Genomic DNA, 12,014 nt, shown 5'->3' on the forward strand with positions numbered 1-12,014 from the left:
ACCCTCACCTCATTGTTTTGATTCTCTACTAACGTATGTTATTTGTGGAGCCTCAACAGGTGGCTTCTTGGCTGGAGGCCTTATTGCCGGTCTTACCCTGATTATTCTCTTAATTGCTCCAGGTAGGGTCCCAGCTATCATAAGGAAGTCGTTTCTCACTACTCCGTAGTGTGGGAATCCTCCCTTTGGAGTGATCTCGATTTCTTCTCCGTTGAGCTCGAGTTTTCCGTTTTCTCCTATCCTCAGGAGCCTCTTGTTGAACTCAGTTCTGTGGTGGAATCCCATCTGTCCAGCTTGTGGAACTGTCCACATAACTCTCGCAGGATGCCATGGACCGAGGTTACCAACGTGTCTTGCTTTTCCAGCTCTTTGAGCCTTGTGGAACTGGATCTTAATGCCCCATCTCTTAACTGGGCCCTGAGTACCCTTACCCTTTGTAACAGCTACAACGTCAAGAAGCTCTCCTTCCTTGAGAACTTCGCTTGCTCTGAGTTCTTTTCCAAGCTTCTCTTTGATGTAGGCGAACTTCTCTTCAACGCTTGTTCCGCCAACTGCGTACTCCATGACTTCGGGCTTCTTCTTTATTCTTGCGAGCCATGGCTGAGTTGCTACAAGTGCTCTAACCTCAACTATTTCTCCGGACTTAACGAGGTCCTCAAGCTCTCCGAGTTTTTGCTGGAAGATCTCTTCGTTGTAGTTCTTTGGAAGGGTCTTGATTCTTCTCTCGAGAAGACTGTAGAATGTTACGTTCTTTGCCTTCTTTGATGGGTAGTTTTCAAGCTTGAAGTCTGGAACCATAACCTCAGTTGCAGTTTCAAGTCCAAGGTAACCTTGTTTGTAGGCTCTAACTCCGTAGACTATTAAGGGCGGAGCTTCAACTATCGTTACTGGCACGAAGATCTCCTTACCCTTCGTAAGCCCTGGAGTATCGTCTATCATAAGCACGTGGGTCATTCCAGCCTTGTACCCTGCAAATCCAAGCATTCTAACCTCTTGCTCTTGTGGCCAGTTTTTAATTCTCGGGACTATACTCTTGGCTCTTTTTCTTGGGGAATACGCCAATGAACCTCTCCTTGGTCTGCTAATTTTTCCCATTTCAATCCCTCCTTATGAAATTAAATACCGCCAATGTCGCCAACACGGCTTCCTCCGTTCTAACGGTCTTTGTCTTTTGATTTGGAATCGTATTGAGGATTAGATCAAAGGGATAATCCTCATTGAAGTCTCTCAGGATTTCCATTACCCCCTTCCGGGGAGATCCAAACACGAATCCCACTTCCCCCTCCAGCGGGGGAAGGTTCACTTTTCTCACATCCTCACCCTTTCGTGAGGTCGCGATTGCAAGGTTGAGTTTTGCCTTTTTAAGTGTTTTTGCCAAAGACTTTCTGGTGAAATGTACCCGATATCCCCAATACTCCTCCGGCTCTGCGGGCACCACTTTGAGCGGATTCAGGGACACGATTTTGAAGGTCATCCGCCCTTCTCCGCCCCCCTCCACGAGGGCAAGCTCGTCAAGGCCAATGTCCGCGTAAAGCCTCTTGCCCTTTCTGACTACAACGCCTTCCCTGATTTCGCCGAGCTTGGGTCTTCCTTTGAGCTTATGGTGGGGAGTTCTCAGAGGTGGCAAAACACCCACGTACCTGAGCTCCTTTGTAAGTGGTATTAAGCTCTTTCGCAGATACTGCGGTGTTTCCATGTATTCAAGGATTAGCTTAATGAATTTCCCGTCTTTTCCTCCTGCTTTGTAAATCCATATGTGCTCAACGCCAAAGATCGCTGCCGCCCTGCCGATCTGTCCAACTTTATAAGTTCTTATCTTTGGGTCAGAGGTCTCTTCGAGGAGTGAATCTGGAATGAAGATATGCCATGCCATTTCAGTCAGCCTTTACATTTCTATACCCTAAAGCTGTAGTGGGGTAAAAAGAAAGTATTTAAAAGGCTTTCGAACCATTCCACCCTTCTGAACCTTCAAAAGTGTGAAAAATTTTTGCAAAGATTATTTCGCAATATTCTCTATGGCATTTATAATATTATGAATATTGCTTTTAACCTCTTCACTGAGTTCAGTCCCCAATTCAATCTCTTTAGCCACAACCCCAACGAAATGAATCTCTGCTTTAGCTAGCCGTTCATCAAGAGCCATCAAAAGCTTGAGTCCATCGATAGCCCCCATAAAATGTGCACTCCTTATTTCAGCCTTAAGCTTTTCAAAAACTTCTTCTCCCTTTAGATGGATCATTTCTCCGGGTTTATATTTGTCAGTGAGTATAGCATCGATGATTATTATTCTTTCTTCGCCATTATAATAGCGTTGAAGCTTGAATATATCGGTTCCTATCTCAAGAACGTTGTAACCCTTCTCTGCCAGAATTTTACCAACCTTCAACCCTACACCATCATCTTTCATAAGCTCGTTCCCAAGGGCAAGGATCAACGTGCTCATATTCCCACCAACAAAAATTAGAAGGGAAGTTAAAAAACTAAAGCCTAACTACGTGAACAGAACACGAGATACATGGATCATATGCCCTAACCGTCATCTCTGCAAGAAGCTTGAGCCTCTCTGGGTCATCTTGCCAGTGATTCTCAGCCATCATTCTAACATGGCGTTCCATAATTGCAAGGTTCATTGCGGTTGGTGTTATGATATCCGCATAGTTAACTCTTCCATCCTTGACTTCAAGAGCGTAGACGAGTAAGCCTCTTGGAGCCTCGGTTATGCTCACTCCAAAGCCGTCTCTTATTTCAACCTCATCCCTCTCCTTTATTGGCCACTTTGCAAGGGTATCGTCAATTATGTCTATTGCCCTCTCTATAAAGTATACCAGCTCAATTGCCTGAGCAAAGTTGTTTGCAAAGCAGTTGTTGTACCTAAGAAGGTCCTTGTATTGGGCGTAGAGTTCCTTCGCCTTGCCGTAGAGAAGATCTGCGTTGTTAACTATTCTTGAGATCGCACCAACCATGAAGGGCTTCCCTTTATAGAAGGAATGCTTTGCAAAGCTGTGTTCAACAACTTTCTCAACTATGTGCTTTTTGTAATCCTCAACCGGGAACTCAAATCCATCGCTAACCTTAATGTAGTCTCCGTATATGCCATAGACACCATTTCTTGGCTTCACTGCCATATGAACCATTTCATCGTCTGTCACTTCTTCGTACTGTTCGAGTTTTGAGAACAGCTCCACTGTATATTCCGCCAGAGGTAGCGCTTCCTTCAATTCTTTCTTAAGTTCTTCAAACTGGGCTTTTGTTGGAAGCTTTCCAAAGCCTCCAAGTATGGCATTTTCTTGATGAATTGCTCTTGAGCCAAGGTAATCCATTATCTTTGAACCAATGTTTTTCAGCGTCATTGCGTATTCGATTTCTTTTCTGTATTTGTCCACCATTGCCAGTGGATTTGAGTAGCCAAGGTAGTCAGGAAGGACTAAAAGGTAAAGGTGTAGGGCATGGCTCTCTATCATATCCCCTATGTAAAGCAGGTCTCTCAAATCCTGAATTTCGGGTCTTGGAGTAAAGCCTATGGCCTTTTCGGCAGCCTCTAAAGCCGTGAGCTTATGAGATGCTGAACAGAAAGAACAAACCCTCGGATAGATCGCCAATGCCTCTTCAAGCTTCTTGCCAATTGTAATGGCTTCAAAGAACCTCGGGCCTTCTATTATGTTAAGCTTGACTTCTTTAACCCCCTCATCACTTGTAACTATCTCTATTCCTCCCTTACCCTCAACACGGGCTATATGATCAACCGTAATCGGGATATACATCATTCTCCCTCCTCAAATATCTTGTTAACCATTTCCTCAAGCTTCGGATTGTGGGCGTTGAAGATCTTCATTCTCTCAAGAATCTCCTCTTTTGTAAGACCTTTCTTCTTGAACTCTAAGGCTAGAGAGTCAAACCACGCAACGTCATATCCTACAGCCCCTCTGCACCCAATGCAAGCAACGTTAAAGCCGGGACACCTTGCATCACACCCGGCAACTGTCACTGGCCCTAAGCACGGCTCTCCCTTTTCTATAAGAATACATGGGTTCCCTCTAAGCCTGCACTCAACACATACTGGATAATCAATGTCCTCAGGCCATGAGCCCACCAAGAATGTGCCCAACGCGTAGAGGAAATCCTTCTTCTCTGGTGGGCAACCGTAAAGCTTGTAGTCAACCTTGATGTATTTTTCAACAGGCTCTGCCATCTTGGGCTCAAATTTAACATGAGCATCTCCGTAAACAGTCTTCCAAAGCTCACTGAGCTCTTTATCTTTCTCCCAGCTCTGCACTCCACCATGAACGGCACATGATCCCACAGCAACAACTATTTTGGCCTTCTCTCTGATCTTCTTTACAAGCTCAACTTCTTCCTGAGTGGACACACTTCCCTCTATGAAGGCTATATCCACTTCCCTATCCTCGCTGCTATCTCTATCCAGCATGAACCAGCATTCTATCTTTGCCTTGTCCAAAAGCTGAATTATCTCGTCCATCATAGCGAACTGGAGTTGGCAACCATAACATGAAGTGAGAGCGTAAAACCCGATGCGAACTTTTTCGTTCTCCATCTTCACCACCTCAGTCGAGCATTCCTGGTGTTGATACTATGTCAAAGTACGTGAATACGGGGCCATCTTTACAGACGTATTTCCATGATGTGCTTGTTCCTACGTTGCAGTGGCCACACTTACCGATTCCACATTTCATCATTCTCTCAAGCGTCACGTAGATGTTCTCTGGTCTGTAGCCGTAGTTTATAAGGGCCTCAAAAACATCTTTGTACATCCTTGGAGGACCGCAGATTGCTACTGCTGTGTTCTTGGGGTTTGTATTTGCTTCGACTATGAAGTTCTGGGGCCTACCTTTTGGTCCCGGCCAATCAGGATCTCTGGTGACACTTTGAATTATCTTAACGTTCTCAGCCTCTGCCAAGTCTTTCATTGCCTCAAGTTCTTTGTAAAAGAGTAAATCCTTCCCATAGCGGGCAGTGTTTATGAATGTTATGTTACCGTATTTCCACCTGTTGTCCATCGCATAAAGGAAAACACTCCTTAGAGGAGCCGTCCCGAGACCAGCTGCTATTAAGAGCAAGTCCATCCCTTCCCATTTGTCAACAGGAAAACCGTTTCCATATGGGCCCCTCACGAGTACGGTATCACCAGGCTTAAGCTTGTGGACTGCAATAGTTACCCTTCCAGCTTTTCTAATACATAGTTCAAAGAAACCCTGTCTCATAGGAGAAGAACACACGCTAATAGGTACTTCCCCTATTCCCGGTATTGTAAGCTGAACAAACTGACCCGGCTTAAATGTCCAGTTCTCTGCAATAGTTGGGTCTTCAAACCTAAATAAGAACAGCTTTTCCAACTCGGTAAGCTGATATACCCTGAGAACTCTAACCCTTTCCAAGGCGTAGGGATTGTCCTCTGCAAAAGTATTGCTCCGAGGAACAGGTCTTGGTACGGTCATTGTTCACCACCTCCAACAGAAGGACCATACGCAAATCCTCTCTTTGGAATCTCCTCCGAGATTCTCGGTGGACATGAGCTTTCTTCAAGACCCAAAATGGTTCTCAAATTCCTCACAAAGCTTATCTCTGCAGGACAGAAGTATGAACACCTACCACATCCAACACAATAGCTGAGACCAAGTTTTTCAACATATGAATTTTTGCACATATACCTGTTCATAAATCTAGATTTCTTTGTTGGCCTAAAGTTGTGTCCACCTGCCACCATTCCATGTCTTACCAGCTGACAAGAATCCCATCTCCTAACTCTTGCCCCAGTAACTCCATCGATATTTGGAATATCTTGGACATCAAAGCACCTGCAAGTCGGGCAGGTAGTGTTGCAGTTGCCACATGCGAGACATATATCGGACTGCTCGTCCCACATCGGGTGCTCTGTCTCGAGCTCAAGCAAATACCTCAAGTCCGCCCAGTCTTCGTGGTACTTGAACATCTGCTGCTTTTTATTTTCAAAATCTCTAAAGTTGCACACATCCTGAGATGTTACTTCCTCAAAGAGACGTAAGTTCTTATCAACTATCCTGTGACCAGTAGGGGTCCCGACACGAACAAGCCAGCCATCGGGAAGTTCATGGAGGAATAAATCGAAGCCATCGTCTGCAAAATCCGTCTCCCTCAGATTACAGAAACAGTACTCATCCGGGACACAGCTAATGCCTATGATAATGCCTTTTTCCCTTCTAACCTTGTAATATTTGTCTGGAAGCTCGTCCAAGTATATGGTATCCATTATTTTAAGCCCGAAGATGTCACATGCATGTACCCCAAAAACAACAAACGGTTCGACTTTTTCAATAGCTTCCTTGTACTCCACCTTTGATAGATTAAATTCAAACATTTTTTCCCTTGGCAGGAAGAAGAACTTTTTTGGTGGCATTATAGTTCTGTTGTAATGAAATTCCACTTCTTTGACGTTTTCTATCTCTCTAAAATCATAGAATTTCTCAGAGATTTTTACGGGAGCGTAGAGGATTCCCCAGTCTTTTAATCGCTCTAAGAATTCATAAGTATTCTCCTTCGGGAGCTTAACGTACCTCAACTCCATCACCCCTCTTTTCTAAGCCTATGAACAATGTCGATTTATTTTGTACATTAAACACCAATCATAGTACTTCAAAGCCTATAAAAAAGCTTTCTAAACCCTTAGCTTTCCAACCAAAGGTTTAGAAAATTCTTAAAAGCTCTACATATATCTAGGTCAAGGAACACTTATGGTCATGTGAACATAAATGTACATGTATACATACCGGAGGGAAAAATATGCGGATCGTTACCTGCCCATACTGCGGGGCCGGATGCAGGGCATATGTGAAGAAAGAGCTATCTCGCCCATTCATGATAGAGTACGTCACTGATATAAATGTTCCAAATGATCGTGGAAAGCTCTGTCCAAAAGGGAATGCCATGTTTGAACACATACTCAGCAAAGAGAGGCTGAAAACGCCCTTGAAAGCCGTTGAGGAAGGAAAATTCGTAAAGATAAGCTGGAAAGAGGCGATAAATGAAATTACCTCTTTTATCCGGGACTACATGAAAGACGACCCCAACAAGCTTATGTTCATCGCGGGTGGAAAGGTCAGCAACGAGTCCGCATATCTTTTCCAGAAACTTGCGAGGAACATCGGAACGAACAACGTTGACAACACCAGCCACCTTTGCCACGGCGTATCCGTGAAGGCCATACTGGACGCAAACTTCGAAAGGAACTGGGCGACGTACGATGATATCGAAGAAAGCAACGTGATAATCCTTTGGGGAACAAACCTTGCAGAGACCGCCCCGCTTATTTTCCGCAGGGTTTTAAAGGCTAAGAACAAAGGCGCTAAAATCATTGTCATAGACCCCAGAAAGACTAAAACCACAAAATTTGCTAGTAGTCACGTCCGTCCGTTTCCCGGCACCGATATTGTACTGATAAACGCCCTCATCAACTTGCTGATGGAAAGAAGAAACGTAAAGAGTGTCCATTTCAAAGCATCCGATCTAGAAATAATAAGTAAAGACACACCAGAGCACGCTGAAAGAATAACAGGGGTGCCTGCGAGAGATATCGAGAAAATTGCAAGGGAAATTGGTCTTGCAGGGAGAGGCATTATTTTATGGGGCTCTGGCATCGCCATGCACTCTAACGGTTACGATGTTATCAGGAGTATCATAACGCTCGCTTCAATGGTTGACTTCAAAGTCCTGCCGCTTGCTGGTCAAAACAACTCCCAGGGAGTCATGGACATGGGCGTGGTGCCCGACTTACTGCCCGGGTACAGAACATACGACGAGATATACTTCTTTAGGGAGGCATGGAAGAATGAGGGACTTCCAACCGAAGTTGGGCTCGACATTCCGAAATCAATTAAAGAGGCACAAAAGTGCAACGTTTCGGCGTTTTACGTTATGGGAGCAAACATCGCAGTGAGCTTTCCAGAGGCCGAAAAGGCCCTAAAACGTGCAGAATTCGTCGTTGCCCAAGACATATTCCCGACGCAGACAACAGAACTTGCCGATATCGTTCTCCCTGCGGCGGCGTTCCTTGAGAGCGACGGTTCTACAACGAACGCCGAGAGGAGAATCCAGTGGAGCTCCAGGGTGAAATGGCCCCCGGAGGATGCCAAGCCAGACTGGGCGATTTTATGCGAGCTGGGAAATGCGTTAGGACTGAAAGGATTTGATTTCTACTTCCCCGAGGAGATTCTCCGGGAGATAAGCACTCTCGTTCCGCAATACGTAAACGCCAACCCCCGCACTTTAACGAGAACGCCTGAAGGAGTTATGTGGAATACTGTACCGAGTTCCCAGCCCACGAAAGTATATGTATCAGATAAGATGCCCCTCTTGGAACCTCCAGTCATGATTACGGTGAGATATGTGGGCCAGTTCCAAACAGGAACAATGACCAAAAGGAGCCCTTCACTTAATGTCAGGTGGCAAGACTTGCCCATTCTGGTAAGTGAGGAAGACGCACAGAAATGGGGAATAAAAGACGGCGATAGGGTAAAGCTCATCTCTGAGAGCGGGAAGTACATTGGGACCGTGAAAGTCTCCAAGACAGTAATTCCCGGTACTATCAAGGTCCCCTGGCACGAGGGTGCCAACCGCATAATGGGCCTGAAGATTGATGAGGAAACTGGTTTGCCTCAAATGAAAGCATGTTCATGCAAACTTGAGAAGGTGGAGTGATATGGGGAAGAGAGTCTTTATCGACTTTAGGAACTGCATAGGATGCAGGTCCTGCGAGATTGCCTGCGCTAGGGAGCATCACGGGAAAGCTAACATTACGCTCATCGAGACATCAGAACTACTAATGATGTCCTTTAACTGCAGACACTGTGAAAATGCCCCTTGTATGCTGGTCTGCCCTGCCAGGGCGCTCTACAGGGATGAGGACGGTGCAGTACGCATCAAGTACCAAGAGTGCATAGGCTGTATGTTCTGTTCTGTTGCATGTCCCTTTGGCACACCAGAGTTTGTCCCCGAGCTGAAGATCATGGTAAAGTGCGACCTCTGCAGTCACCGCAGGGACGAGGACAAACTTCCGGCGTGTGTTACGACGTGTCCAACTGATGCTCTAATTTTCGCCAGTGAGGAGGAGATACTCCAGATAAAGGTCAAACAGAACCTTGCCAAGGTTGAAGAGCTCGCCAAGAAGGTTGAAAAGATAATGGGGGGAACCGTATGATATTTGAGCTCATCACGCTTTCAATAATCCTCGCGTATGCAGGTGCAGTATGTTTCGCCCTCGATGACCGGAAAGCAGACACCGTAATGTTGCCCCTTCTCTGGGCCTCGACGATCCTCCAGATAGTCACTGGAGTCCTGTTCTACTCGTCCCCCTCGACGACTCATGTTAAACTACTAGTCTCAGAAAAGTTTGGAGAAGTATACGGCTTCATAATTGACCCTACGAGCGTGTTCACGGCCCTAGTGGTTTCATCTGCGGGTGCAATATTCCTGACATACGCGGTCAGGTATATGGACGATAAAAACATCGGGCACCCCCACAGGGGCCAGAAGGGAAGGTTCTATGGGTGGATGATGATATTCCTTGGCTCAACACTCACGTTCATATACTCATCAACGGTACTGCAGATGCTGATATTCTTCGAGCTGATGAGCCTGGCGTGCTGGGGTGTCGTCGGGTTCTACGGAAGCAGAAAATCTGAAAGGTCAGCCCTCAAGGCCCTCCTGATACCGAACTTCGGTGCAGTTGTGGGTTTCTACACCGCTGTGGCCTTCGGGTTCAAGTATGGCGACCTTGGCTTGAAGTTCCTCGGCGACCTGCCCGGGAACGAGAAGCTGATTCTGTTCATCTGCCTCATGATTGCGGCCTTTACAAAGAGCGCCCAGTTCCCGTTTTACTCATGGATTCCTGATGCTATGGTAGCCCCAACACCGGCGTCAGCGTTCCTTCACGGAGCGGCGATGGTCGAGATGGGTGTTTACCTGCTGGTAAGGGTCGTCCAGTTCATGAACCCGCCCAGAGAGGCGTTCTACCCGATGGTGGCAATCCTCTCCCTGACGCTAGTGATAGCAATCCTCGCGTATCCCAAGCAGACCGATGCCAAGAGGCTGCTCGCCTACTCAACGATAGCAGAGTGTGCCATCATGTATGCCGGAGTTGCAACTGCAGTCCTCGGCCACCCCGTTGGGATTAAAATCGCGCTGTTCCAGCTCATGAACCACGCCTACCTCAAGGGCCTCGCGTTCCTCACCGCGGGAGCCTTCACATACTACTACGGCACCCTGGACATGACGAAGATAAGGGGTCTCAAGGAGACCCCAATACTTGCATACGGCTGGGCTATAGGGCTCCTCGGGCTCGCGGGACTGCCGCCGTTTGGCATTTTCTTCAGCAAGCTCTACCTCTTCCTCAACGCCGGCCCGATGTACAGCTCCCCGCTTGGAGCACTGCTGCTGACCCTGATCCTAGTGGACTCAGTCATACTGCTGGCGGTCGGTCTCAGGAGCATCAACATGATGGTATTCAGCGATGGAGAGGGGAAGAAAGTTGATGGCATCGTAAAGGGCGCACTGACCGGGCTGATACTCCTCTCCCTGGTCTCGGCATACATTGGGTACTTCGCCCTGGGGGTGATGTGAATGCTGTTCGCAGTCCTGTTCACCATCGCGATCATAATAGGACTTCTCAGGCGAGAACAGGTAAAGGCAGTGGGGTTGCTGTCAGCCTTGGCCTCATTGACCCTGATAGTCGAGGCCTTCAACGGCATCAATGTTACTTACTCCATCTTTGGGCTTGAGTTCACCTTCATGACCGACACCCTGTCAAGGTTCTTCTGCATACTCGTGGGAATCTCGGGTTTCGCTGTCTCGATCTACACCACTGAGTACATGGAGCCGAGGCACCTGAACCTCGCCGCTTATCCAGCTTTCATACTCTCAATGGCGCTCATAGTGATCAGCAGGGACTTCCTCGGGTTCATAATATTCTGGGAGCTCATGACAATAGCCTCTTACATCCTGATAGTCACATACTACGACAGCCCCGAGACCAAGAGGGCCAGCCTCATCTACCTCGTCGCAATGCACGCCTTCAACACGGCACCGCTCCTGCTGGCCATAGGTGCCATCTACAGTAATTTCGAAACACTCAGCTTCTCCGCCTTGCAGGGGGCCTACGTGCCGACCTGGGTAATTTGGGCCTTCCTCATCGGCTTCATGTCAAAGGCGGGCATATTCCCCATACACTTCTGGCTCCCGGAGGCACACCCTGTCGCTCCAAGCAACGTGTCCGCACTCCTGAGTGGTACGATGCTGAAGATGGCCATCTACGGCATGATAAGGGTCATCGAGCTGTTCCCGGGAAGTGAGGCAATCGCTAGGACGATGGTCGTGCTTGCAGTCCTCACAATAGCGGTTGGAGCGATAATGGCCCTTGTTCAGAAGGACATAAAGAGGCTCATGGCATATTCGAGTGTGGACAACATGGGCTATCTGTTCCTGGCGCTCGGAGCCTATATAATGCTGGACGGGACCCTTAAGAAAATCGCGTTCCTTGCATTACTGCTCCACGCCTTCAACCATCTTGTCTTTAAGAACTTACTCTTCATGCTTTCGGGCAACGTGCTCCACGCAACTGGTAGAAAAGACCTTGAGCTGAGGGGCCTTGGAAAGAAAATGCCATTCACCGCGGCAATGATGGTCGTGGGAATCCTCTCGGTGTCCGGGGTTCCGCCGTTAAATGGCTTCATAAGCAAGTGGCTGATATACCAGGCGACGTTCCTGTCAAAAGACCCCCTGCTGGTCGGGGGAGGAGTTGTAAGCCTGTTTGCAAGCGCACTAACTCTAGCAGCATACATCAAGATATACCGTACCCTAGTTCCCACCACCTGTGAAGTTGTATAATCTGTCCAGATTCACGGCCAGAATCGCCCCTAAAATCCTGACAACCAACCCCCTCAAACTAACACTCCTGCTCGGCCTCAGAAGAAACTCAGAAAACTTCGAAAACAAAGTCTCAATCCTCCTGCGAAAGTCAGACAAGTACT

At 47.3% G+C, this 12,014-nt stretch carries 11 protein-coding genes and 1 pseudogene; 4 read left to right on the forward strand and 8 right to left on the reverse strand.

Annotated elements, in window-relative coordinates; translation table 11 throughout:
• Positions 1-9: 9 nt before the first annotated feature.
• The 7 genes from THEPK_RS07260 to hydB form a co-directional block, all read right to left on the reverse strand.
• Positions 10-1,095 carry a 50S ribosomal protein L3 gene (locus tag THEPK_RS07260; RefSeq protein ID WP_042700082.1) on the reverse strand — a complete coding sequence of 362 codons (1,086 nt, stop codon included), beginning with the start codon at positions 1,093-1,095 and terminating at the stop codon, positions 10-12.
• A 1-nt stretch (position 1,096) separates the two neighbouring features.
• Positions 1,097-1,873: a putative RNA uridine N3 methyltransferase gene (locus tag THEPK_RS07265; protein WP_042700085.1), complete on the reverse strand. Its 777-nt coding sequence runs from the start codon at positions 1,871-1,873 to the stop codon at positions 1,097-1,099.
• 123 nt (positions 1,874-1,996) lie between these two features.
• Complete coding sequence (locus THEPK_RS07270) at positions 1,997-2,443, reverse strand: hydrogenase maturation protease (RefSeq protein WP_042700088.1); 447 nt, start codon at positions 2,441-2,443, stop codon at positions 1,997-1,999.
• 37 nt (positions 2,444-2,480) lie between these two features.
• Complete coding sequence (gene hydA, locus THEPK_RS07275) at positions 2,481-3,761, reverse strand: NADPH-dependent hydrogenase/sulfhydrogenase 1 subunit alpha (RefSeq protein WP_083965047.1); 1,281 nt, start codon at positions 3,759-3,761, stop codon at positions 2,481-2,483.
• On the reverse strand, positions 3,761-4,552 hold the full coding sequence (hydD, locus tag THEPK_RS07280; RefSeq protein ID WP_042700091.1) for an NADPH-dependent hydrogenase/sulfhydrogenase 1 subunit delta: 792 nt from the start codon (positions 4,550-4,552) through the stop codon (positions 3,761-3,763). The genes hydA and hydD overlap by 1 nt, the downstream gene beginning before the upstream one ends.
• 10 nt (positions 4,553-4,562) lie before the next feature.
• Positions 4,563-5,453 (reverse strand): NADPH-dependent hydrogenase/sulfhydrogenase 1 subunit gamma, encoded by an 891-nt coding sequence (gene hydG, locus THEPK_RS07285; protein WP_042700093.1) that lies wholly within the window; start codon positions 5,451-5,453, stop codon positions 4,563-4,565.
• Complete coding sequence (gene hydB, locus THEPK_RS07290; RefSeq protein ID WP_042700096.1) at positions 5,450-6,553, reverse strand: NADPH-dependent hydrogenase/sulfhydrogenase 1 subunit beta; 1,104 nt, start codon at positions 6,551-6,553, stop codon at positions 5,450-5,452. The genes hydG and hydB overlap by 4 nt, the downstream gene beginning before the upstream one ends.
• Before the next feature lie 221 nt (positions 6,554-6,774).
• On the opposite strand from hydB, the gene THEPK_RS07295 reads away from it, so the two are divergent.
• From THEPK_RS07295 to THEPK_RS07310, 4 genes are read left to right on the forward strand one after another with little or no spacing between them, the layout of a single operon-like run.
• Positions 6,775-8,688 carry a molybdopterin oxidoreductase family protein gene (locus tag THEPK_RS07295; RefSeq protein ID WP_042700099.1) on the forward strand — a complete coding sequence of 638 codons (1,914 nt, stop codon included), beginning with the start codon at positions 6,775-6,777 and terminating at the stop codon, positions 8,686-8,688.
• Position 8,689: 1 nt separating this feature from the next.
• Positions 8,690-9,187 (forward strand): 4Fe-4S dicluster domain-containing protein, encoded by a 498-nt coding sequence (locus THEPK_RS07300; RefSeq protein ID WP_042700102.1) that lies wholly within the window; start codon positions 8,690-8,692, stop codon positions 9,185-9,187.
• A complete protein-coding gene (locus tag THEPK_RS07305) occupies positions 9,184-10,608 on the forward strand; it encodes a hydrogenase 4 subunit D (RefSeq protein ID WP_156882155.1) in 1,425 nt (474 codons plus the stop codon). The genes THEPK_RS07300 and THEPK_RS07305 overlap by 4 nt, the downstream gene beginning before the upstream one ends.
• A complete protein-coding gene (locus THEPK_RS07310; protein WP_232194554.1) occupies positions 10,609-11,871 on the forward strand; it encodes a proton-conducting transporter transmembrane domain-containing protein in 1,263 nt (420 codons plus the stop codon).
• On the opposite strand, the pseudogene THEPK_RS13095 reads toward THEPK_RS07310, so the two are convergent.
• Positions 11,842-12,014 (reverse strand): annotated as a pseudogene (locus tag THEPK_RS13095) (IS982 family transposase); the annotation flags it as partial. The gene THEPK_RS07310 and the pseudogene THEPK_RS13095 sit on opposite strands and share 30 nt — an antisense overlap.

The organism is Thermococcus sp. PK, assembly GCF_000430485.1.
GTDB lineage: Archaea > Methanobacteriota_B > Thermococci > Thermococcales > Thermococcaceae > Thermococcus_A > Thermococcus_A bergensis.